Here is a 24,927-nt window from a genome sequence, read left to right as displayed (position 1 = left end):
TGCGGAAACAGCCTTCATTTTGTTATATTTGCCAACTTCATAATCTTACTGCAATACACATGCGTAGTATTTTCGTAAAAGAAATTAATTCCTTTTTTAGTTCCATAGTTGGCTATGTGGCTGTACTAGTTTTTCTAGTGGCTTGCGGCTTGTTTCTATGGGTGTTTGAGGATAGTAGCGTATTAGCTTATGGCTATGCGTCTTTAGATCGTTTTTTTGAACTGGCACCATGGTTGTTGATGTTGCTGATACCGGCAATAACTATGCGCTCTTTTGCTGATGAGTTTCGTGCAGGTACTATAGAGTGGTTGTCTACAAAACCACTTACGGCTATGGATATTATTCTAGGCAAATACTTTGCGTCTTTAGCATTAGTGGTTTTTGCTCTGCTGCCTACATTTATATATGTAGTGACTATTGATAGTCTATCTCTTGTAGAGGGTAATGTTGATTATGGTGCTATTGCAGGTTCCTACATTGGATTGTTATTCTTAGCTGCAGGTTTTACAGCTATTGGTGTTTTTTGTTCTTCACTTACTAATAATCAGATAGTAGGTTTCTTAGTAGCCTTACTATCATGCTTTATTCTATATAGTGGTTTTGATTCTTTGAGTCGTATACCTGCATTTGCAGAGGGTATAGATTACTATTTGGGAATGATAGGTATGGCCTTTCATTACAACAGTATTAGTAGAGGATTGATAGATAGTAGAGATGTGCTTTACTTCTTATCTGTTATAATATTATTCATGTCACTAACAAGACTGTCTCTTAACAGTCGTACTTGGGATACAGCAACCGAAAGTTGATACATTAATTATGGCTACGAACGTATCTAAAAAAAGAAAACAACAGAAAGCACAGGCCATAACGCGTGTGCTCATCGTTGCTGCCATTCTTGTATGTGTGAACATGTTGGCGGCACGCTTTCATTACGGTTTAGACCTTACTAAAGAAAAGCGTTTTACATTATCTGATCCTACAAAGAAGCTACTTCGCAATATGGAGGATGTAGCTGTGATAGATGTATATCTCGAGGGTAAGTTTCCCGCAGGTTTTCAAAGGCTGCAAGAAGCTACCAGAGAGCGTCTACAGTCTTTTAGAGATGTGGCAGGAGGTAAGGTGGTGTTTCGTTTCTCTAATCCTTTTGAAGGTAAAAGTGAAGATGAAAAAGGAGCAGTTTACCAACAGTTTGCTGAAAAAGGAATTGCACCTATCAACTTAAGGATGCAAGGAGAGGATGAAGGCTACTCTGAGAAATTTGTATTCCCGTATGCGCTAGTACGCTACAATGGAAATGAAATGGCTGTAAGGCTATTGGAGAATAAACTAGGCCAGGGGCCCAGAGAAAACCTGAACTATTCTGAATCATTATTAGAATACAAATTTGCCAATGCTATTAATAAGCTTACCCTACCTGCTAAAACAGAGATAGCTTATGTGATGGGTAATGGAGAGATGCTTGGGGCAAATACTTATGATCTACTCACTACTCTAGAAAAACAATATAAGGTCGATACTATAGACCTTACTAACAGTATTTATATCTCGCCAATATACAAGGCTATTATCATCAACAATCCTAGTGTTGCATTTGACGATAAAGCTAAGTTCAAGATAGATCAGTATGTTATGTCAGGTGGTAGCGTGCTTTGGGCTGTAGACCAGCTCAACACACCTATGGATAGCCTGATGAGAACTCAGCAGTTCATTGCTTTGGATAAAGGGCTAAACCTGAACGATATGCTGTTTAAGTATGGTGTTCGTATTAATCCTGATCTGATCGAAGATATTATCTGTTTGCCTATTCCTATTACGGTAGGTATGCAAGGCGACAGACCGCAAATAGAGTTGCGCAATTGGATATACTTCCCTGTGTTCAATCCTGCATCTTCTCACCCTATTGTGAATAATATGAACTTCATCATGGGGCAGTTTGTAAACAGTATTGATACAGTAAGTAATCCTGATATTAAGAAGACCATCCTTTTGGCTTCGTCTAAAAACAGTCGTACTGCGGCAGCGCCTACACGTGTTAGTTTAAGCATGTTGAAGTACCCTGTTAACCCGAGAGATTTTAGAAAGAAAAACATACCAACAGCAGTATTGTTAGAGGGTAAGTTTACCTCCGTCTTTAAAAATAGAATGCACCCTAACTTCTTACAGGTATTAAAAGATTCATTAAACAGAGAATTTAAAGAAGCTACAGACAGCTCTGCTAAAATGATCGTAATAGCGGATGGAGATGTAATGCTTAACGACTTCTCTAGCAAGAATGGACCAATGGAGATGGGGTATTGGCAGTTTACACAACAACGTTTTGCCAATAAAGATTTTATACTCAATTGTATCGAGTACTTAACAGATAATAGCGGCTTGCTTGCAGCAAGGTCTAAAAATACAAGGCTACGTTTATTAGACCCGGAAAGAACCAAGAAAGAAGAAACCAAATGGCGAATGATAAATATTGGTGTGCCATTGGTTTTTGTTTTGATCTTTGCTTCGGTCTACTTATTCTTCCGTAAACGTAAGTATGAGTCGCCAATAACTAAAAAATAATAGGAAATGCGTAAGACGATTTTGTACCTAGTAGTACTAGGTGTGTTGGGATTTGGAGTATATTTCTTCTTGTTTAAAAACCATGATGCTTTCAGTATTAATGAAGCAGGTTTTAATATAAAAGACACGGGTAATATCGGTAAGATTTTCATGGTTAATAAGCGTGGAGATGCAATAACGCTTACCAGGACCGAGCATGGCTGGAAGGTGAATGACCACGTAGCAATTACCAGAGCTATAAATAACTTGCTGCTAACGATGAGCAAGCAACAAGTCATGTATCCCGTACCTCAAAATATGCATAACTCAGCTATTACAACATTGGCTACCAATGGTATAAAAGTAGAGCTATATGGTAGAGGTGGAACTAAGTTGAAAGTCTTCCATGTAGGAGGTCAGGTAAAGGATAGTAAAGGTTCTTTTATGTTGATGGAAGGGGCTTCGAGACCGTATGTAGTGCAGGTGCCTGCATTTGAAGGGTATCTTTCTCCCCGTTACAATGTTGATATGAGTAACTGGCGAGATAGAACAGTTGTAGCCTTGCCGAAGGAAAATGTTAGAAAGGTGAAGGTGAACTATTTGCAAGAGCCTTTAAATAGCTTTAGTGTATTGCAAGATGAGCAGGGAAATAGAACGGTAGCAATAGATGAAGCCCTTACCAGTGGTAAGGAAATGAATAAAAGAAGAACAGATGTTTTCCTAGGTTTTTTTAGCAATGTGAAGCATGAGGGCTACTTGAATGGGACAACAGATTTAGATTCCATTATAGCTTCAGTACCTAAAAGGTGCGAGATAGAAATAGAAGGCGTTAATAATTATACGCAGCATATAGATGTGTATTGGATGCCTATAAACAAGCGTAGTAAGAACAGGCTAGTGCCCTCACTTCAGGGGGCAGTCAGTTTTGATGGCGACCGTTTTTACGGAGTGATCAACAATGGAGTAGATACTGTAATTCTACAAAACGCTACTTTTGAGAAGATATTTAGGTTGGGGTATGAGTTTTATGAGAAAGATGAGTCTTAAAACACTAAGTTAAATTATACTTACTGCTCCTCTTTCGGGGAGCATTTTTTTATTTTAGTAAAAATCTAAACAGTGAAGAAGTACTTTTTACTATTACTGCCATTCTTAATAGGCTGCACAACTACTGCAGAGCGTAATGTGTTGAACTCGCTATCAGCAATGGGGCTGGTATTAGACGACAAATATGAAGTGGTGAGTATATCGGAATCGCAAATAGATGGTGGAGAAGCGAGGAACTTTACCGTTACTATCTCGGCAGGAGATACCAAGCGCCTTGCTGCGGATATGCGCGCTAACTATGATGTAGGGCAGCCTCCATTAAGTTATGAAGAAGCGATGGGGACGTTTAGAGCTAATGTAGGTGGAGTGTCTATTGTTAATAGTACTACAAGCGGCTATGTACTGGATATGAATGATGCAGGTAGTATATATAGCAAAGTGCATATAGATACGATAAACAACAAAGTAGACTACAAGTATTTTTCTAAGCTATACTAAATGGCAATATAAAAATGATGACCAACGCAACACATAGACCGGATGCTAAGCAAATAAAAGCTTGGTGTGATGGTGTTTGGTTGCAACAAGGTGAAGAGGGTAAGCTCATAGAAGCGCTGGCTATAGATAGTAGAAAAATAGCACTTGCTGATGAGACATTATTCATCGCATTAAGAACAGAGCATAGAAATGGGCATGCTTTCTTAAAGCAGGTATATGAAAAAGGAGTAAGGAACTTTCTTGTTTCAGAAGATATAGAAACAGCTGCTTTCCCTCAGGCTAATATTATAAAAGTAGAGGACACGCTTAAGGCACTGCAAACTATTGCCACCGAGTATAGAAATCTTTTTGACCTTCCGGTAATAGGGATAACAGGTAGTAATGGTAAGACTATTGTAAAGGAATGGTTGGGACAATTGTTGGGCAATGAATACAAAACTGTTCGTAGTCCTAAAAGTTATAACTCCCAAATTGGCGTGCCTCTATCTGTGTGGTTACTGGATGAGGAGTATGAAATAGCCATTTTTGAAGCAGGCATTTCCCTACCAGGAGAGATGGAACGTCTTGAAAAGATCATAAAACCCGAGATTGGGGTATTTACCAATATCGGTGATGCGCATAGTGAAGGTTTTGTAGATGATACCCATAAGATAAAAGAAAAGCTACAACTCTTTAAGCATGCTAAACAGCTTGTCTATTGTAAAGATCATGAGGCAATTGCCAATGAAGTGACTGCTTTTGCAAAAGAGAAAACTCTTTGTTCTTGGTCTAGAACAGGCAAGGCCGATATAGAGATCGTAAGTGAAATTGCAAAAGAGAGTAAGACCGAGATAGAAGCTAAATATAAAGGGGATAGTTTTTATTTTACGATACCGTTTACTGATAAGGCCTCTATTGAAAATGCTATTCACTGTGCTTGTGTGATGTTGCTTTTGTCGATGGATAAACAGCAAATCGCCGAGGCAATGGAACAACTACATGCGGTATCTATGCGTATGGAGGTGGTGAGGGGTGTACATGAATGCACGCTTATCAATGATTCGTATAATTCTGATTTTACATCATTACAATTAGCATTAGATTATTTAGCGCAACAACATCAGCATAGTAAGCACACGCTTATCCTATCTGATATGATGCAAATAGCACAGCCTGATGCTGTATTGTATGCAGAAGTTGCGGAGCTGATAAGTCATAAATCAGTTACAAGATTTATTGGCATTGGAAGTGCTATTGCAAAATATAAGGAGCTGTTTGAGAAGTATGATTATGAAAGCGTTTTCTATAGTAGTATGGAAGATTTTTTAGATGATTTTCAACGACTCAAGTTTGGCAATGAGGCAGTACTACTAAAAGGAGCAAGGCATTATTCTTTCGAAAGAATAAGTACACTTTTAGAAGAGAAAACGCATGAGACAGAGCTCTCCATAAATTTATCCGCTATTACACATAACATAGGTGTTATACGTAAGGCTTTAAAGCCTAAGGTGAAGATAATGGGCATGGTCAAGGCATTTTCTTATGGAAGCGGTAGTTATGAAATTGCCAATCACTTACAGTTTTTGGGGATAGACTATTTATCTGTTGCTTATACGGATGAGGGTATTGCGCTGCGTCAGGCGGGTATTACACTTCCTATTATGGTAATGAGCCCTGATGTGGATTCCTTCAACCGCATGGTGGCTTGGCAGCTAGAGCCAGAAGTGTATAACATGCGTTCGCTAAAGGCTATAGTAGCTATAGCGAAGACAATGAATTTAAATGCCTATCCGATACATGTGAAGTTAGATACTGGCATGCACCGTTTAGGCTTTGATAAAGAGGATCTAGATGCTTGTTTGGAAATTCTTGTCGATACTTCTGTCAGTAATCATTTAAGAGTTGTGTCTGCATTTAGCCATTTGGCAGCCAGCGAAGATGAAACACTGGACAACTTTACAGAAGAACAGGGACAACAGTTTAAAGTGATGACCCAAAGATTGGAAGATAGTTTGGGGTACAGCTTTCTAAAGCATATTGTAAACTCAGCAGGTATTACAAGACACCCTGAGCTACAATGTGATATGGTGAGGCTGGGTATAGGAATGTATGGTGTAGGTAGCGATAAGCAGATGGCGAGCAAGTTTAAACAAGTAAGTACATTAAAAACTACGGTAGCACAAATAAAAAAAATACCTGCAGGGGATACTGTCGGGTATAACAGGAGAGGGGTAGCTATTAAGGAGATGAAGATAGCTACTGTATCTATTGGCTATGCCGATGGCTATCCTCGAGCTCTGGGTAATGGTAATGCTTATATGCTTATTCATGGTAAGGAAGCAAAGCTTGTAGGGTCTGTATGCATGGATATGTGCATGCTGGATATTACCAATATAGAAGGCGTAAAGGAAGGGGATGATGTAATGGTATTTGGAGAAGAGCTACCTGTAATACAGCTTGCTCAGTGGGCAGGTACAATACCTTATGAAATATTAACAGGTATATCAGAGCGGGTTAAACGAGTATACGAAAGAGAAATATAAATAGTTGGACAACTTTATAGTGTCAAAATAATAAAGGCTGCTCATTGAGCAGCCTTTATTATTTTGGTATGTGGGCAGTAACTATCGTGCTACTGTAACCTTTACTTTTCCGCTATTGCCTTGCTCGTCAGTAAGTACTATGTAGTACATACCGTTAGCAAGATTAGCCATGTTTATTGTTTTGCTAGAAGCATTCTTAACATTGTCTGTGAACATTAATTGACCAACAGTATTGTATACGCCAATTTCCATGTTTACACGCTCTCCTTTCCAGTCCATTCTTACCTGATCTTTAGTAGGGTTAGGGAAGATGGAGAAGTTCTTCATGTCAAGAGACTTGATGTCAAGAAGCGTTATCGTCAATATGTTTGAAGGTTTAGACCAACATCCATTATCATTAGTTAAAGCATAGTAAGGTCCGATAGCTTTAGGTAATAGTCTACCATCTTCTCCTTGACCTGTAAGTAGGCTGTCTGGACCGAACCAGATGAAAGAACCACTGATGTTTGTGATCATCTCATTACCTACTAGAGATATCAATGGAGGGTTTGGAGTAACTGTACGAACCATTTTAATAGGAGTAGCAAACACAGTATCAGGTAGGTAGCAATTACCGTCTGTCTGGTTAACCACACCTACAACAGTATTACCATTTAGTAGTGTAGATGTACTAAATACAGGGCCAAAACCAACAGGGAAGTTATTCACTAACCATCTGAAATTAGGATTAGCACCTATGTCTGTTGCAGTAGCAGTAAATTCTACTAATGAGTCTAAACAGCCAGGGTTTTTACCTTTAGTGATCGTAACGTTGATCTTCGGAACTTTACTAGGTGTAATATTCATTACAATAGCAGACGAAGTGTCTAAAGGATTTTCTACACAAGGGTCTGTAGCTATAAGTACACAAGATACGTTGTCGTTGTTCCCAAGAGAGTTGGTAATGAATATCGGGTTAGTAGCACCTGCTACTATGTTACCATTCACTAGCCATTGGAAATTAGGATTAGCACCCGCATTAGTTGTGTTAGCTGCAAATATCACGTTCTTGCCTTGACAAGCAGGGTTACCACCACTTGTTTGAGCAATAGAGATGTCCGCAGTGATCTTAGTATGAACGATTGCGATATTATTAGAATTAACTGAAGCAGGAGAAGCACATACAGAGCTAGATGTTGTACGGCATCTTACCACATCAGTATTGTTTAGCGTAGAAGACGTATATGTGTTATTGGTAGAAACGCCTGTTACGGGAGATCCATTAACAAACCATTGGTATAATGGAGTAGTACCACCAACAGTAGTGTTTGCGGTAAACTGTAATGTTTGGTTAGCACAACCCGGGTTGGTACCAATAGTTAATGCAATAGTAGTAACTGGTGTTTTAGTAGTATAGGTCATTGCTAATGCATTAGAGATGCCTGAGTCTGGTGTAGCACAAGGTGCGCCAGCGCTCGACTTCATTACGGCTCTTATTTGCGTGTTAGCAGTTAGTTGATATGCTTTGAAGGTAGTACCTGTAGCACCTGCTATTGGGTTACCGTTTGCTGTCCAATAGTATGTAGGAGCACCACCAGGGTTTACATTACCTGTAACTGATATGGTAACTGTATCATCAAAACATGTAGGAAGGCTACCGCCTGTAACACCTATAGTAACTTGAGGAGCTACTGAAGTAACTCTGTCTACGATCACTTGGTTAGAGAAAACAGTGTCGAAACCACATAAGCTACCATATATCATTCTTACTTTTACAGTGTCATTGTCAGCAAAAATCGTAGACTTGAAAGAGTCAACTGTTTGTCCGCTAACTGGTGAACTGTTGATATACCATTGCCAAGCAATAGGAGTAGCTGTAGTAGTAGTGTTGAAGGTTAACTCAGTACCAAAACAAGATGGATTGCCACCTTTAGGAGGGTTGGTAATTGTCACCGTAGCAGATGTAGCATTGTTACCTTTAATAAGTACAAGGTAATCTTCTGCTTGTCCATAATTGATAGGACCACAAGAATCGATATTACCAGTAGTAAAATCAGAGATAACACGCATACGAATAGGTATACATTGTGTTACGTTAGTACCAGAAGGCACTGTGAAGCTATTAGTGTGAGGGTTTCCGTTGCTAAGTGATATTGATTCACCAGCAGAGTTACCAAAAACGCCATCGTTATTATAGTCGATATATACTTTAGCTTTTTCTCCTGGCACAGTAGAAACGCTGAAGTTATAAGTACTATCAACGGTAAGTGTTACCATATGCTCACAGGTTCTGTCATAGTGTACTAGATTACCATCTCCTATATAACCACTGCTCGAAACATCCATCAACTTAGTAGTACCTTTAGTAATTACAATATTACGAGGGCCGTAGTTTTGAGGAGTAGTAGTGTTTACATATGTTGGAATACAAGTAGTTGGTAATGATGTAGTTGGTAATGGTGTAGCTCCTAAAGACGTGATAAGAGATGCTCTTTCACCAAAGAAAGCAGCCATAACTCTGGTACTTTGTCCTGCTGTAAAGTGGTCTTTACAGTTAGAGTAGTCCATAAAGTTGTGTTGAACACCACCGTATGGAGTACCAGTACAAATATTAGTACCAGAAGGGCAGTTGAACACAGAACGCTTATGAGGCTCTGTATCACATACTCTGTCTCCTTGGGTAGCACAGTTACCATTAGGAGGGCAGCTAGCACCACCAGCATCACCTTCAAACGTGTGATATAGGTCAAGAGCGTGTCCCAACTCGTGCGTAATAGTAGCTTTACCCGAGTCTACTTGGCTAGCAAGCATTACTGTACCGTCTATTGTAGCTGGCGCACCAGGGAAGTAAGCATAACCCGCAGTGTAAGGTCCTGAAGTACCAGGTAGTCCGTCAGCACCATCTATCTTGTTTACTACCCATATGTTGTAGTATTCAGAGTTTGGCCAACGGCTAAGGTTTTTAATGTTGATCTCGGCAGTACCGTTAGTAGAGCTAAGTTTGATACCATCGTTGTAGTAGTCACTATTAGCAGTACTAGTTACTTCATAACGAACAATACCGTTAGTAGAAGTACAGTTTGGAGTACGTTTAGCCAATTTGAACGTAACCGGGATACGTGTTCCACGACTACTTGTGCCAGGATAGCTAGGCCAAGTAGCCTGATAAGCATGACTCAAATAATCTATCATACGTTCTATGTTAGCATCACTAACATTGTATGCAGCTTTTTGATTTGTGTACATCACATGCACTACTACAGGTATTTCATAAGCCTGTTGTCCACTAGGTAGAGTCACTAGTAAGGCATTAGGATTAGATTGCGAAGCCATGAAGCTAGCCCAGTTGGTGTTAAATTGGTTCACCTTTTGAGCATAAGATGTATTTTGGCTCATTAGGCTTTGGTGTGCGATATCAAACCCACATTTTTGTGCGTATGAAGCAAAATGCACCCCTAAGCACGCTAGGAATAAAAGCGTAATTTTACGTATCATGCCAGATTATGATTTTTTTGTATAAATAATACTGTTCGTAAAAATAAGTTATTAGTTATAAAAATGCTAAAGAATTATTTTTATGACAAAACCACCGCAAATGTTCAACTTTAGATTAAATAATCAGGGTGTTTTAGCCGTCAAAAAGGGAGTGATATTATAATTTATCTCAAATCTTCATTTTTTTATATTAAATCCTATCTTTGCCCACTCTGTTTTTTTAAACAAATAATATTATTTAATAGACAAAACCTATGCAGTTAAAAGGTTTGGTAAAGATCTTTACCATTGCACTTATCCTAATTTCGCTATACCAGCTGTCTTTCACATTTGTGGTTCGCAACGTTGAAAAGAAAGCTAGAGCAAGCGCGGAACGCATGGCCATGCTGGAAAACCCAGATGCCCAAGGCAAAGAAAAGGAACAACTTATTGAGCGTTTCTACGACCATATTACTGACAGCCTACAGGGTGAAACAGTAATCAGCTTCCCTAAGAAGTACAACTACTTAGAGGCAAAAGGTCAAGAGTTGAACCTAGGTCTTGATTTACAAGGCGGTATGAGCGTTGTGTTAGAAGTGAGTTTGGACGAATTGATCCGTTCTCTTTCCAACAAACCAACTGACCCTATTCTAAACAAGGCTATTGCTGATGCCAATGCGGCCAAAGAAAACAGTCAAGAAAATTTCGTGACACTTTTTGGTGAGGCTTACAAAGCCAATAATCCTGACCAAAGACTAGCTTATTTATTTACTAAGCCTTCTGAAAAAGAGATCAACATTAACTCTACTAACGAAGAGGTGATAGCTAAAATAAGAAAAGAGTCTAAAGTTGCGATTACAAACATCTACAACGTACTACAAAAGCGTATAGATAAGTTTGGTGTATCTCAGCCAAACGTAAACCTTGATGAAAATAAAGGTATCATAACAGTAGAACTTGCTGGTGTGCGTAACCCAGAGCGTGTACGTAACTATTTACAATCTACAGCTAAGCTACAGTTCTTCGAAGTATACTCTAACAATGAGTTTGTAAACTTCCTACAGCCAGCAAATGATGCATTGGCTCGTTACCTTTCAGGAGGTTCGGAAGAAGAAACTACAACTGATGGAGCAGCTACTGACGAAGCTAAAGTGGCAGAGAACAAAGAGGATGCAAGTATCAATGAACTACTAGGTGGTAGTGCTGCAAGTGCTGATTCTAATGGTCTTGCAGGTGCTGACTCTCTAGCGGCAGAGCGTGCTAAGTTTGAAAAAGAAAGCCCACTATTGTACTCAGTATGGTTACCATCTATTACACAACAAGGTAGTGTAATAGACGGACCAGAAGTAGGTTATATCAATAAGAAAGACACCGCTAAACTGAATGCATACTTAAAACTAAATGTTGTTCGTAATGCATTGCCTAATGACGTTAAGATCGTTTACGGTGCAGAAGATGAGGATAGCAGACGCGATCCTAACGCACAGTTAAGAATATATGCACTTAAGAAAGCTCCTGGTGCTAACGAATCTAAACTAGAGGGTGACCACGTAACACAAGCACGTATGGACTATAGCCCTACTACCGGACAACCGGAGGTAACTATGTCTATGGATAAGACCGGTACTCGTATTTGGGCTAAAATGACTTCTGAGAATGTAGGAAACTTTGTTGCTGTAGTACTAGATGATAGAGTATATTCTTCTCCTAGAGTAAATGGTGCTATCCCGAATGGTAATACTTCAATTGAAGGTGGTTTTACAGTAGAGCAAGCAACTGACTTAGCTAATATCCTTAAGTCTGGTAAATTAGATGCACCTGCTCGTATTGTTCAGGAGCAAGTAGTTGGTCCTACATTAGGTGCTGAATCTATCAAAGCTGGTAGAAACTCATTACTAATATCGTTCGCAGTTATATTCATCTTAATGCTTGTATACTACAATACTGGTGGTATAGTAGCGAACATCGCATTGATATTGAACTTGTTATTTACTGTAGGTATCCTAGCATCTTTACATGCTACACTTACTATGCCTGGTATTGCTGGTCTTGTACTAACAATTGGTATGGCGGTAGATACCAACGTAATCATATTTGAGCGTATTAAAGAAGAGCTGGCAGCAGGTAAGAGTTATCAGCAGGCAGTAACAGATGGATATAAGCGTTCTTACGCACCTGTATTGGATGGTCACATCACTACACTAATTACTGCGGTAATACTATTTATCTTCGGTCTTGGACCGGTACTAGGTTTTGCTACTACACAGATCATCGGTCTATTATTATCAATGTTCTGTGGTATCATGGTATCTCGTTTAGTTACTGATATTTGGACCAAGCGTGACCGTCACTTCAAATACTTTACTAATATATCTAAGTCTATCTTCCGCAAAGCCAACTTTGATTTCGTTGGTAAGCGTAAGATCGCTTATGTTATATCAGTATTTGTATTGATAGCGGGTATTGGTGCTTTCTTCAATGGCTTTAACTATGGTGTTGAGTTTGAAGGTGGACGTAGCTATACTATCCAGTTTGATAAGGATCACAAAGTAGCTGATCTACGTGAAGCTTTACAACCTTACTTAGGCGATGAGTATCCTGTAGTGAAAACTGTAGGTACTGAAAACCAAGTAAATATTACTACTGCATATTTGATCAACTCTAACGATAAAGATGCTGAAGCAAATGTTCAAGCTGCTTTATACCAAGGATTGAGCGAGAAAGGTTTTATCACTGGCAGTTCACTGGAGAAATTCTCTACTGATTATATCCAAAGTTCACAAACGGTAAGACCTACCATTTCTGACGACTTGGTAAGTGGTGCTAAATGGGCAACATTCTTATCATTGTTTGCTATTGCTATTTATATCCTAGCACGTTTCCGCAGATGGCAGTACTCTTTGGGTACGCTTGTGGCACTATTCCACGACGTGTGTGTAACCCTAGCGGTATTCTCTTTCTTTAAGGATATTGTACCGTTCTCTTTAGAGATCGATCAGCACTTTATCGCAGCGATACTTACTGTAATAGGTTTCTCTATGAACGATACCGTGATCGTATTCGACCGTATACGTGAATACTTCCGTAAGTCGCCTAAAGAAGCTAAAACTAGTGTTATCAACCGTGCAATTAATGATACGCTAAGCCGTACTATTATGACTGCTTTAACGGTGTTCTTAACTGTATTGATACTATTCATCTTCGGTGGAGAGGTAACAAGAGGTTTTGCGTTCGCAATGTTGATAGGTGTGTTCACAGGTACTTATTCTTCTATATTCGTAGCAGCACCGGTATTGGTGGATATGGATAAGAAAGATAAGTTGAAGAATGAGGTAGATAGAGAAGCACAGATAGAAGAACTGAAACAAATGGCATAGTAAATGCCTAAAACATAATAAATTATATAGATCCCGTATCCTACAGATACGGGATTTGTATTTATGTATTGCTTACATTTGTGAGATAATCATGATCAAAAGGTTTCTGGAACATCTGGGTCGTATATCCATTATGCTTTCACAGTCTATACGTAGGCCGGAGAATATAAAAGTGTATTGGAAGGAGTTTATAGAGCAATGCTATGATATCGGCATACGCTCCTTACCTATTGTATTAATCATCTCCTTTTTTTTAGGGGCTGTTTTGACCATACAGACTGCTTATCAACTGGTGAGCCCATTAGTGCCTACACCTATTATAGCACAGATAAATAGAGACTCTACAGTATTAGAATTATCCCCTACCATGATATGTGTAGTGCTGGCAGGTGTAGTAGGTGGTAAGATAGCATCAGAGCTGGGGAATATGCGTGTGAGTGAGCAGATAGATGCGCTTGAGATCATGGGTATCAATACCAAAACATACCTTATACTACCTAAGATATTGTCTGCAGCCATCATTATACCTCTATTGATCATCATTTCTATTTCAGTAAGTATTTTCGGCGGCTTTTTAGCAGGTACACTATCAGGTATTATAACGCAGGAAGAGTTTAGAGAAGGCTTGTCTATGGAGTTTAAAGGCTATGATATTTTCTTCTCTTTAGCTAAGGCGTTTACATTCTCCTTGATCATTACCATTATCCCGTCCTATTATGGATACTATGTAAAAGGCGGAGCCTTAGAGATAGGCAGGGCATCTACTACAGCGGTAGTTATCTCTTGTATCCTCATTTTACTTTTTGACTATATACTTTCTGCATTGCTACTATAATGTAGCTAGGCGCAAAAAAACAGGCTTCGTATAGAAGCCTGTCGTGTATCGTTTTATTTGATATTGATCTATGTTATGAAGTAAACATGGTTTCCAAGTTGTACTCCAGAGCTACTTTCATAGCTTCTCTTTCTTCCTTGCTACATTGTCTTTTAGTAGCTTTTTCTTTCAACAGCTGGAAGCCTTTTTCAAGTTTCGAAGTATAGTACTCGAAGTCCATTACCATACTGTACTTGCCGCTGTAAATCTTTCTTGCTATATCGAGTTCCATAATAATTGTTTTTTGTGGTGTTAGTTATGGTTTGTTCAGTTGTTCGTTTGTTTGTTGTTTGTTGTTTGTTGTTTGTTGTTTGTTGTTGCAAAGATGCAACACAGTGCTACGCCTACAAAGAAAATGGGGGTTGTTAACGACGGCTTTGCAACTCGTTAACGAGCGGTTAACAAATGACCCGATAAGCATACTGGAAGCATCATACACCCTAGCAATGTAGGTGAGCTGGGGCAAATTGTAGAATAGGAAAAAAGAAGTATTACTGGGAGCTTCTGATAACTGGCTGACGTGCACGTATACCTCTTCTTCTATAAGCCTCAACAGTGGTTTTTATATAGTTGAGGTAGGCATATTCGTTCATGCTACGTAGATATTTATAGGTAGGCCTAAACATTTGCATGTAAGAGTGTAGACTATCTCCGCTAAGGCCTGTTACTTTGTTGACCAAGTCTTCGTTAAAGGTATAGTCTATATATTTTTGCTCTTGGTACCATTTATATTCATCTTGGAAAGCCCAAATCTGTTGGTTCTTTTTGCTCATGGCGCTAAAAGGGTGGCGTATTACATCCAATCCTGTTAGTTTAGGGACATCTAAGGTAGAGCCATATATTCTTCGGTAACGCATGCTATCTGTTTTGTAGTCAGGCGCTGCGCCTCTTGCATATATGTAGTCGACAACTTCTGTGCCCGACTCTTGCATGATAACTTTAAAATAAGAGGGAAGTTTGCCTTCCGGCACACGTACACGTATTATTTTATAACCGTCTTTACTAAACTCTACAAGGTTGCCTCCTGATACGGATATTTTGAACACGCCCTCTTCATCACATACCAAAACATCTCCAGTGTGTACATTAAGCACTTGTACATCTTTCACCGGTAGTTTGGTGTTGTGATCCAATATTTTACCCTGCATATCGTTTTGAGCATACACCATCTGGTGTAGGCCACATATAAGTGTAACTACTAGCAAGGGGAAGTATCCACGCATCATCATGCTAAAGATAAGGTTTCAAGTTATTTTAGCTTGTTAGAAAATGTTAAAAAAGTTACAATACACATACTGTATCTTTGCGTGCGATGTATGGTATTATAAAGAAGGTTCTATTTACTGTTCCGCCAGAGCAGGTGCATTATTGGGTTATGGATCGCTTGTCATGGGCATATCGTTTTGCGCCATTAAGAAAATTGCTCAAGAACCTGTTTCAAATAAAGGATAATAGACTGGAAAAAGAAGTGTGGGGTATTAAGTTCCCCAACCCTGTAGGGCTTGGTGCGGGCTTTGATAAAGATGCCAGATGGACAGATGAGCTCTCTCATTTAGGCTTTGGCTTTGTAGAGATAGGTACACTTACCCCCAAGGCACAACCTGGCAACCCCAAACCACGTTTGTTTCGTTTGCCAGAGGATAGGGCACTCATTAACCGTATGGGCTTTAACAATGGTGGGGCAGAAGAAGCAGCCATAAGACTTAGAGCCAGAAAGGAAAATATTATCATAGGTGGTAATATTGGCAAGAATAAAGTAACCCCTAATGAGGATGCGCTGAGTGATTACGAAATATGTTTTAAAGAATTATATGAGGTTGTAGACTATTTTGTGGTGAACGTAAGTAGCCCCAACACTCCGGGTTTAAGAGAACTACAGGACAAGAAGCCACTAATGGCCATATTAAACAGACTGCAGGAGTTGAATAAGGAAATGGGTAATCCAAAACCTTTACTACTGAAAATTGCTCCCGACCTTACCAATGAACAACTGGATGATATTGTAGAAATAGTAACTACTACAAAAACCGACGGGATAGTAGCTACCAATACGACAATAGACCGCAGTAGCTTGAAAACACCAGCTAACAAAGTGGAGCAAATAGGGGCAGGTGGGCTTAGCGGAAAGCCACTTACTAACAGATCTACCGATGTCATCAAGTATATTCATGAAAAAAGTGGTGGTAGTATACCAATGATAGCTGTGGGGGGGATATTTACTGCTGAAGATGCTCTGGAGAAACTAAATGCTGGTGCTAGTCTTGTGCAGGTGTATACAGGATTTATATACGAAGGTCCTGCGATAGCTAAGAATATTTGTAAAGGCATATTAGCCAATCAATAGATAATGGAACATTTATTAACCATAGATAGCCTGATCAGTTTACTTACCCTAACACTCCTAGAGGTGATATTGGGTATTGATAATGTAATATTCGTATCCATAATAATGGGTAGAATGCCCAAGTCGCAACAGCTCAACGCAAGGCGCGTATGGATGTTTGCGGGAATAGGTATGCGTATACTACTATTGCTAGGGCTCAGCTGGTTGATACAACAAAAAGGTAAGCCTGTTTTTACGCTTTTTGATAAGGGGTTTGACCTAGCCAGTTTGGTGATGCTTGCAGGTGGTATGTTCTTGCTGTATAAAACAGTAAAAGAGATACACCATAAGCTAGAAGGTGCAGAAGAAGACCCTAGCCTAAAGGGAAAGGCTAATAAAAGCTTTATGGCCGCAGTAAGCCAGATAGTGTTGGTAGATATGGTTTTCTCTTTTGATAGTATGATAACGGCTGTAGGTATAGCCAAGCATGTAGAGATAATGATAGTAGCTGTAGTGATCGCTATGTTTATCATGTTTGTATTTAGTGCGCGTATAGCAGACTTTATACACAAGCATCCTACATTAAAGATGTTGGCATTATCCTTCTTAGTGCTGGTAGGTATGGTATTGATAGTAGAAGGCTGGGATCCGGAACGTGCACACGAGATGCACTTGAAAAACTATGTTTACTTTGCTATGGCTTTCTCCTTTATAGTAGAGATACTCAATATGCGTATGCTAAAGAAAAGTAAACGTGGCAAGGCCGTAGAGCTGCATGAGCCTATGCTAAAGAATGAGGAGGAAAAAGAATAAGCTACCGGGCATACACCCGATAGCTCTGTTTACTAAATCCACATAAAATATATACTAGACTTCTTGCGTTGCCAATACTGGTGCAGAAGGAAAATCTACAGGTACTTTTGTGATGTTGTGTATGTAGTTCATGAAAACCTTATCTGCCACTAAGGCTATAAGATCTACAAGTGCTGTATGCGAGTAGCCGAGGGCAAAGAAATCTTCCAATAACTCTCTTGAAGGATATCCTTTAGTATGTTGAATATCTGCTGCTAATCTTGTGATAATATCTATTTTCTTATCACCATGGTTACCTACACGTATCGCTATTGTTTCTTCTTCAGAAAAACCATTGGCTTTGCCTAGATAAGTATGGGCTGCTTGACAGTATTCACAACCATTCTCTTGAGATACTGCTAAAAAGATAGCTTCTCTTTCTTTAGAGCTAAATGTGCCTTTTGCCTGTGCTTGTGAAAATTGAAGATAAGAACCAAGTGCATTAGCAGAGTTGCCAATGTATGCATATAGGTTAGGAACCATGCCAAGGCCTTTTTCTAGGTTATCAAAAATAGCTTGAGCTTCTGGTGTTACGTCTGCTTTTGTTGGAACATTGAACGTCGTCATTTTGTCTTTGTTTTTATTGTTATCGATTTAATTAATTTGATAACACAAAGGTGCGACGGCAAAACCCCTCAAAGAATGACAGTATTGCCCGATGACGTATCAATTCTTCCCTATAATACCAAAATTGTGTTGAGACTGCTTATAGTCGGTAGGAGAGCAGCCTGTTTCTTTCTTGAACAAGCGGCTAAAATGAGGTGCTTCCTCAAAGCCTAGGTCATAGGCTATTTCTTTGGCAGTCTTGTCTGTATAATGAAGTAATCTTTTGGCTTCCAGTATTATTCTATCATGTATTATTTGCAATGGTGTTCTGCTATTATATTGGGTAAATAAGTTGGCTAATGTTTTAGGTGACTTATACAGCATCTCTGCATAGTCCTTTACTTTATGGTATTGCCTGAAGTTTTTCTCGACAAGAAGATTGTATTGTCTTACAATATCCAACTCGTTGCTAGATAGTGTTGACGCATGTAAATACTGTTCTTTAGCAATGCGGGTAAGCTTTATGATAAGTCTTTTGAGCAACATGCGTAACATCTCGGCTTGTATATTGTCTCTGGTTTCATATTCATCTTCAAATACTTCCACCAGAAGCCCTAGTTTCCTTGTCTCTATATCGTTGGGTAGCAGCATGCGAATATCGCCTGCACTATAAAATAAGAAACCGGAACAGCTTACTTCCTTATCGTGGTCAATGATGCAGTAAAACTCCCTATTGAACTGCCAGGTGGTTAAAGCAGATGTATCTGTTAGTATATATTCTTGCTCGGATACTAAAGGGAGGATAGCATTATGAGGTAGTTGATAAGCTACATCATCGATATATATGGTTTGCTCTTTGCCTTTATTCCACATTATAGTTAGTAGACTATTGCTATTGGGGCGTTTTATTTCAGGTTCATTGATGGTAAGGCTGATATAACCTTTGGTCAAACTGTCTTCTAACACATGAATCATAAGGCAAGATTAAGAAAATGATTCCAAATGCTGACTATATACATATAAGAGAAAACCAACTTCTGCAATTACTTTTATGCAACTACAATAGAGAAGTTGTAGCGCAATTGTTGACCATTTATTTTGCATATAAATAAAATTAAATCATATATAGCTAGTGGTGTTACCAGCATTTCGTCTTGTAAGTATATCTTTGCAGCTAAAATTGTAAAAGTTCATGATAGCCAGTAACAAAAAGATAGGCATATTAGGTGGTGGTCAGCTAGGGGCAATGTTGCTTAAATCAGCAATTGATTTTGGTGTAGATATAGCTGTTTTAGACAAGAGTAAAGAGGTGAACAGTGCCAAGTATACTGCCAACTTTACTATAGGTGATACGCTTAACTACGATGATGTTTACAATTTTGGTAAGGGGCTGGATATTATCACTATAGAAATGGAAGCTGTAAATGTGGCCGCATTGAAAGCTTTAGAAAAAGAAGGTGTAAAAATTTTTCCATCGCCCAACACTATTGAAATTATACAAGACAAGTATCATCAAAAGACGTTTTTGCAAGACCATAATATCCCTGTAGCCAAAGGATGGTCTGTAGAGGGGCTTGAAGAAATAAAAGAACATATAGCAGCTTTGCCGCTATGCCTTAAAAAAAGAAGGGATGGCTATGATGGCAACGGTGTTATGATGTTGAGGAGTGAGCAGGATGTTGCAGAAGCATTTGTTCAACCATCGGTACTAGAAGAGTGTGTAGATATAAAACATGAGATATCAGTAATAGTAGCGCGGAACGAGCAAGGAAACATCGTTTGTTTCGACCCGGTTATGATGGTGTTTGACCCAGAGAAGTACCTTTTGGATTATCAACTGGCACCGGCATCTATACCTGAGGAACTTTACAATAAAACTCAAGAGCTGGCAACACAAGTAGCTAAGGCAATAGAACTTGTTGGTGTATTGGCAGTAGAGATGTTTGTTTCAAAAGATGGTGCTTTATTGGTAAATGAGTTGGCTCCAAGACCTCATAATAGTGGGCACCATACTATAGAGGCTGCAACAACATCGCAATACGAACAACTATTAAGAGCTATAACAGGTTCACCATTGGGTAGCACAACATTGAATATGAAGTCGGTGCTGGTAAACATTCTGGAGCCTAACGAGAAGGATAGAGAAAAGGTTTATGAGTCTTTAAATAACCTTCTAGGAATGGAGCGAGTGCACTTGCATTGGTATGGTAAAAAGCCAAGTAAAGAAGGAAGAAAGATGGGGCATATAGTAGTGACAGATGAAGATATTGATGCGGCGATGCTTAAGGCAGAAACAATTAGAAAAATGATTAAAACAAAATAATTATGGTAGCTGTAATAATGGGTAGCAGTTCGGATGCTCCAATAATGCAAAAAGCAGTAGACGTGCTAAAGAAATTTGGTATAGCCTACGATTTTCAGGTAGTGTCGGCTCACCGTAGCCCTGAGTTGATGTTTGACTATGCAAGTACTGCTGAAGAAAAAGGTATAAAAGTAATAATTGCAGGAGCAGGTGGTGCTGCGCATTTACCAGGTATGGTAGCAGCTATAGCTACAGTGCCTGTAATAGGTGTGCCTATTAAGTCTAGTAATTCATTAGATGGGTGGGATTCACTTTTATCCATCGCGCAGATGCCAAATGATATACCTGTGGCAACTGTTGCAGTAAACGGTGCTCATAATGCAGGTATACTAGCTGCTAAAATATTATCGGTTGAGAATGATGAGTTGAAGCAGAAACTAAAGCAACTCAAAAAGGATAATCTTGAGAAAGTTAAAAAGCAAAACGAAACGCTTTAAACAATAAAAAGGCCATTACTATTTGTAATGGCTTTTTTGTATATCTACTAATGACTAACCATATTTTGATAGCATATGTAAAATGTTGTCTAGATGATATAAATAAACAAGCCTCCAAGAGGGGGGGGGCTTACCTTTTTTCATATTAGAGAATAAGGTTTCAACTTGTTGAAAGTTAATGTTTTAGTGAGCAGAAACTTTACGAATAGCATTGCATATAATTGGTTTTATTAGACCACAGTACATGCTAATAAGATGAGAAGATATTAGATAGAAAATAAAGCAAGGAAATCTTTTCTTTTTCTTCTTGCAAGAGCAATGCAAGAGTTGTTACTCATTTTAATATAAAAGCCATCTCCCTGGTTAAAATATTTTACGTGAGATAAATTGACTATGTATGAGTTGTGAGTTCTAAAAAAAAGATTGCTAGATAAAGCTTCTTCAAATTGTTTTAAACTTTTTGAACTTATAATTTTTCTTTCGTCTATACACATTATCTGAGTGTATGAACCTTTAGCTTCTAGGAAAAGAATGTTTTCTTTATCAATGAACTCATGACCATTTACTGTTGCTATGGCTATTTTATTTGTTTGGGTTTTTAAGTCTCTTTGTAATAAGGTATATTTTGTTGTAATTTTTTCTCTATCAATAATATTTTCTTCAACTACCTTTACTGCTTTTTGCAGTTCGTCTATATTTATGGGTTTTAAAAGATAATCAGCTGCTTTAGCTCTTAAAGCAGAGATAACATATTCTGTATATGCTGTTGTGAAAATTATTTCAAAACTATGTGAGCAGTTCTCTAGTAAATCAAAACCGTTGCCATCTGGCATTGATATATCTAAAAAAACTAATTGTGGTTTCAATTTATTGATAATGGCTATGCCATTAGCAACATTATTGGCTTCGGATAAAACATCAATATTATTAGTATGTCTACTTAATAGAGTTTTTAAGGTTTTACGACTTTTAGGTTCGTCATCTACAATTACTGTTTTAATCATGGTGATATGTTTTATTTTGGTCAACAGGGATATATAATATTATAGTTGTACCAACATTAGGATATTCTTTATCAATTATCTCAATTTTTATTTTTTGTTCTTCAATAAAGTTAAATGTTTTTATTCTGTCAAAAATCATCTCCATTCCTCGTGATTTATGAGTAGGAGTTCGTTTTAAATTAATAAATGCAGATTGTTTACGACCTATACCATCATCATCAATTAGTATTTTTATAAGAGTATCTTTTTTTGTGATTTTTAATAGTAGTCTACCTTTTGTTTTTTTGTGTATTAGTCCATGCTTAATGGCATTCTCAATTATAGGATGAAGAAGCAATGAAGGTATATAGCACCTTGTAACTTCTATGTCTTTCCCAACAATAATTTCAAAATCAAATTTATCATCAAATCGTAATTGCTCTAGAGTAACGTAAAGTTTAATAAGATCAATCTCATCTTTTAGAAGAATAAATCTTTTTTTTGAAGACTCTAGAAATAAACGCATTAAACGGGCAAAACTTGTTAAGTATTTATTCGTTTCTATTTCATCGTGTTCTATAATATATCCTTGAATCGAATTTATAGTATTAAAAATGAAGTGAGGATTCATTTGTGACCTCAAAGCATCTAATTCTAATAAAGCCATTTTTTTTTCAAGTTCTATTGTCTCTTTTTCTTTCCTCAATAAATTTAAAAACCATTTACGTACAATAAGTGCAGTTAAAATAACTATTAGTAATAGAGTAAATGTTTTAAACCACCATGTCTGCCAAAATGCGGGATGTATAATAATATTGAAAACCGTTTCATGGTGCCATTGTTCTTTGTTGTGACTAGCTTGTGTGACAAATTGATATTTCCCTGGCGGAATATTAGTATATGTTACTCTGTTTTGATTTTTTCCTAGGTATGACCAGTTGTTATTATTGCCTATTAGTTTGTATCTGAATTGTATATTTTGTTTGGTGTAATCAAGTAAGGATAAATCAATAATAATATCATTTTCCTTCCATGTTAAATCGAGAATATTATTATCATATAATTTTCTGATTATGTTTTTTCCTGATGCATATAGGTTTGATACGATAACGGGATAATTTGCCACTTTTCTTTGTGTTATACTGTTAGGGTTGAAAGTGATTATTCCCAATTTTGTACCAAAGAATACTTGATTGCCATTAAAGGCTGCTGCGTTAAAGTTAAAATCAGAACTGACTAACCCTTCGCTTTCATCAAAAAAAATAATGTCTTCTCCAGAAGCATGCTTATACATTCCATTTATTGTGCTTATCCACAATGTATTATTTGCATCTACAACTAATCCTGATATTGCTTGCCCTATTAATGATTCTATATGAGAGGTTTCTACTAGATTGGCAGAAATTTTATATAATCCAGACTCGGTTGTGCCAATCCAGATGTTATTATTATTGTCTTGTACGATACTCCACGCATTAGATATGTTATGTCCACTAATAGTATGGTGTGAAAATTTTAGTTGTGAAATATTTTCTATGTCATTAATATAATCAAGTCCATTCTTTGTGCCTATCCATACTCTATCTTTTTTGTCTTTATATATTTTCCAAACATCATTATGGCTTAATGAAGTATGTTGTGAATATTCATGTTGATAATTGTATAAGCTTTTATCATGTTTATTGTATATGTATAACCCTTTACCTTTAGTTCCTATCCATATATTACCATTCTGGTCTTCAAATAACGACCAAACTTGTACTACCACATCGTGATATTGTTTAGGTAGCAAGTACTCAAAAACGCCATTTTTAGATAAATAGAGTACACCCTGCTCTCCACCATATAAGACTATTCCTTCTTTTGTTTGTAATATGGTATTTACTGTATACGCATTTGTGAGATTTTTATATGGTGTGTTTATAGAGTAAACATTAGAAAGTACATAATGCTTCTTTTTTTTGTTGTAGGTAAGTTTATTTATTTTCCCATAACGAAATCCAACCCATAAATTGTTTTTTTTATCAATAAACAATGTTCTGATATAGTTGTGGGTTAGTGTAGTAATGCTACTGTTATTATTGTAAATAGAGAACTGTTTTTTGTGTTTATCTATTTTCAAGAGTCCCGTAGTAGTAGCCAACCAGAATATTCCGGAACGATCTTCAATAAACTGGTTTACAATTGTGCCTTTATAATAGGATATATTATCACTCACATAAAAGCTATCTAATAACTCTAAGTCTTTTGTGTATTTATATATATTATATCCGTCTGTAACATAAAAATCAGAACTATTAGCTAGTGCGATTTTCATGTATGCTGTACTTTTATTATTTAGAATATGTGGAATATGATTTTCACTAATTGTTTCTTCTATATTAATATTTGTTACTCCTTTGTCGTTTAGTATAAGAAAACTATTTTCATTTGATTTGGAGTCAAATGTTATCATGTTTTTATAAATAGGTACAGTTGTTAATTTTTTATTGATAGTATTATACTTATAGAGTCGTTCCTCAGTAACCAAGAAAAGACGATTAGTGCCCACCTCTTTAATGTTCCATATGTTTTTATCACATATTGATTTAATATGAATACTGTCATTTTGTACTAAACCAATACTGCCATTACTATATCCTATCCATATATGCTTATTGCTGTCTTGATATATGCAGTTTGCTTTGGAATTTTGTATAGATGACTTGTATCTTATGAATTTTTGATTTCTTCTTACATAGCAATTGATAGAACCATCCCAACTACCTACCCAAATATTATGCTCGCTGTCTTCGAACAGGGTGTTAATTACATTTTCCCAACTATTGTTTTTTTTTGTATAAATTTCAGGGTAGTGCCTGAATTCTTGACCGTCATACATACAGAGTCCATTGTATGTGCCTAGCCATATAAATCCATCAGTGTCCTGAATGACTGATAGTATATTATTGTGTGGTAAACCTTCTCTTGTAGTAAATAAATCATAGTCACTTTGAAGTGCTAAGACATGAGAGTAGGATAAAACAATAACTAATAGTGTAAGGCGTATTTTCGGTAGCACTTTCTAAAAATAGCAAATAAAAATATTGGTGCTCAAAAAATGAGCACCAATTGT

Annotated in this window: 18 protein-coding genes; 11 read left to right on the top strand and 7 right to left on the bottom strand. The window is 37.6% G+C overall.

Annotation, left to right across the window (positions count from 1 at the left end; genetic code table 11):
* The first annotated feature begins 59 nt into the window (after nt 1-59).
* The 5 genes from gldF (at nt 60) to R2800_15515 (ending at nt 6,605) form a co-directional block, all read left to right on the top strand.
* The gene (gene gldF / locus R2800_15535) at nt 60-809 is read left to right on the top strand and encodes a gliding motility-associated ABC transporter permease subunit GldF (GenBank protein MEZ5018472.1); all 750 of its coding nucleotides are present in this window, start codon (nt 60-62) and stop codon (nt 807-809) included.
* 10 nt (nt 810-819) lie between these two features.
* On the top strand, nt 820-2,559 hold the full coding sequence (gene gldG, locus R2800_15530; GenBank protein ID MEZ5018471.1) for a gliding motility-associated ABC transporter substrate-binding protein GldG: 1,740 nt from the start codon (nt 820-822) through the stop codon (nt 2,557-2,559).
* Nucleotides 2,560-2,565: 6 nt separating this feature from the next.
* Entirely contained in the window at nt 2,566-3,585 is a 1,020-nt protein-coding gene (locus R2800_15525; protein ID MEZ5018470.1) for a hypothetical protein, read from the top strand.
* A gap of 72 nt (nt 3,586-3,657) precedes the next feature.
* Nucleotides 3,658-4,083 carry a hypothetical protein gene (locus R2800_15520; protein MEZ5018469.1) on the top strand — a complete coding sequence of 142 codons (426 nt, stop codon included), beginning with the start codon at nt 3,658-3,660 and terminating at the stop codon, nt 4,081-4,083.
* A gap of 14 nt (nt 4,084-4,097) precedes the next feature.
* Nucleotides 4,098-6,605: a bifunctional UDP-N-acetylmuramoyl-tripeptide:D-alanyl-D-alanine ligase/alanine racemase gene (locus R2800_15515; GenBank protein ID MEZ5018468.1), complete on the top strand. Its 2,508-nt coding sequence runs from the start codon at nt 4,098-4,100 to the stop codon at nt 6,603-6,605.
* A gap of 81 nt (nt 6,606-6,686) precedes the next feature.
* Here R2800_15515 and R2800_15510 read toward each other — a convergent pair whose 3' ends face one another.
* Nucleotides 6,687-10,079, bottom strand: a complete 3,393-nt coding sequence (locus R2800_15510; protein ID MEZ5018467.1) for a M43 family zinc metalloprotease — start codon at nt 10,077-10,079, stop codon at nt 6,687-6,689.
* A gap of 254 nt (nt 10,080-10,333) precedes the next feature.
* On the opposite strand from R2800_15510, the gene secDF reads away from it, so the two are divergent.
* Together secDF and R2800_15500 are read left to right on the top strand one after the other, a co-directional pair.
* Nucleotides 10,334-13,435, top strand: coding sequence for a protein translocase subunit SecDF (secDF, locus tag R2800_15505; GenBank protein MEZ5018466.1), 3,102 nt, complete (start codon nt 10,334-10,336; stop codon nt 13,433-13,435).
* A 91-nt stretch (nt 13,436-13,526) separates the two neighbouring features.
* Nucleotides 13,527-14,270: an ABC transporter permease gene (locus R2800_15500; protein ID MEZ5018465.1), complete on the top strand. Its 744-nt coding sequence runs from the start codon at nt 13,527-13,529 to the stop codon at nt 14,268-14,270.
* Nucleotides 14,271-14,343: 73 nt separating this feature from the next.
* On the opposite strand, the gene R2800_15495 is transcribed toward R2800_15500, so the two are convergent.
* Together R2800_15495 and R2800_15490 are read right to left on the bottom strand one after the other, a co-directional pair.
* The gene (locus tag R2800_15495) at nt 14,344-14,541 is read right to left on the bottom strand and encodes a hypothetical protein (protein ID MEZ5018464.1); all 198 of its coding nucleotides are present in this window, start codon (nt 14,539-14,541) and stop codon (nt 14,344-14,346) included.
* Between the two features lie 259 nt (nt 14,542-14,800).
* Nucleotides 14,801-15,538, bottom strand: a complete 738-nt coding sequence (locus R2800_15490; GenBank protein MEZ5018463.1) for a hypothetical protein — start codon at nt 15,536-15,538, stop codon at nt 14,801-14,803.
* A gap of 83 nt (nt 15,539-15,621) precedes the next feature.
* Between R2800_15490 and R2800_15485 the strand changes: the two genes are divergently transcribed.
* Together R2800_15485 and R2800_15480 are read left to right on the top strand one after the other, a co-directional pair.
* Complete coding sequence (locus tag R2800_15485; GenBank protein MEZ5018462.1) at nt 15,622-16,653, top strand: quinone-dependent dihydroorotate dehydrogenase; 1,032 nt, start codon at nt 15,622-15,624, stop codon at nt 16,651-16,653.
* Nucleotides 16,654-16,656: 3 nt separating this feature from the next.
* Entirely contained in the window at nt 16,657-17,445 is a 789-nt protein-coding gene (locus R2800_15480; protein MEZ5018461.1) for a TerC family protein, read from the top strand.
* Nucleotides 17,446-17,499: 54 nt separating this feature from the next.
* On the opposite strand, the gene R2800_15475 is transcribed toward R2800_15480, so the two are convergent.
* Both R2800_15475 and R2800_15470 read right to left on the bottom strand, forming a co-directional pair.
* The gene (locus R2800_15475) at nt 17,500-18,051 is read right to left on the bottom strand and encodes a carboxymuconolactone decarboxylase family protein (protein MEZ5018460.1); all 552 of its coding nucleotides are present in this window, start codon (nt 18,049-18,051) and stop codon (nt 17,500-17,502) included.
* A gap of 99 nt (nt 18,052-18,150) precedes the next feature.
* Entirely contained in the window at nt 18,151-19,005 is an 855-nt protein-coding gene (locus tag R2800_15470; GenBank protein MEZ5018459.1) for a helix-turn-helix domain-containing protein, read from the bottom strand.
* Nucleotides 19,006-19,222: 217 nt separating this feature from the next.
* Between R2800_15470 and R2800_15465 the strand changes: the two genes are divergently transcribed.
* Nucleotides 19,223-20,353 carry a 5-(carboxyamino)imidazole ribonucleotide synthase gene (locus tag R2800_15465; GenBank protein ID MEZ5018458.1) on the top strand — a complete coding sequence of 377 codons (1,131 nt, stop codon included), beginning with the start codon at nt 19,223-19,225 and terminating at the stop codon, nt 20,351-20,353.
* 2 nt (nt 20,354-20,355) lie between these two features.
* Nucleotides 20,356-20,829 (top strand): 5-(carboxyamino)imidazole ribonucleotide mutase, encoded by a 474-nt coding sequence (gene purE / locus R2800_15460; protein MEZ5018457.1) that lies wholly within the window; start codon nt 20,356-20,358, stop codon nt 20,827-20,829.
* A 266-nt stretch (nt 20,830-21,095) separates the two neighbouring features.
* On the opposite strand, the gene R2800_15455 is transcribed toward purE, so the two are convergent.
* Nucleotides 21,096-21,833: a LytTR family DNA-binding domain-containing protein gene (locus tag R2800_15455; protein ID MEZ5018456.1), complete on the bottom strand. Its 738-nt coding sequence runs from the start codon at nt 21,831-21,833 to the stop codon at nt 21,096-21,098.
* On the bottom strand, nt 21,826-24,873 hold the full coding sequence (locus tag R2800_15450; GenBank protein MEZ5018455.1) for a two-component regulator propeller domain-containing protein: 3,048 nt from the start codon (nt 24,871-24,873) through the stop codon (nt 21,826-21,828). Before R2800_15450 ends, R2800_15455 begins: the two co-directional genes overlap by 8 nt.
* Nucleotides 24,874-24,927 lie beyond the last annotated feature (54 nt).

Source organism: Flavipsychrobacter sp. (assembly GCA_041392855.1).
Lineage (GTDB): Bacteria > Bacteroidota > Bacteroidia > Chitinophagales > Chitinophagaceae > UBA5543.
The sequence above is the reverse complement of the archived record's forward strand: the minus strand, read 5'-3'. Positions and strand labels throughout refer to the sequence as shown.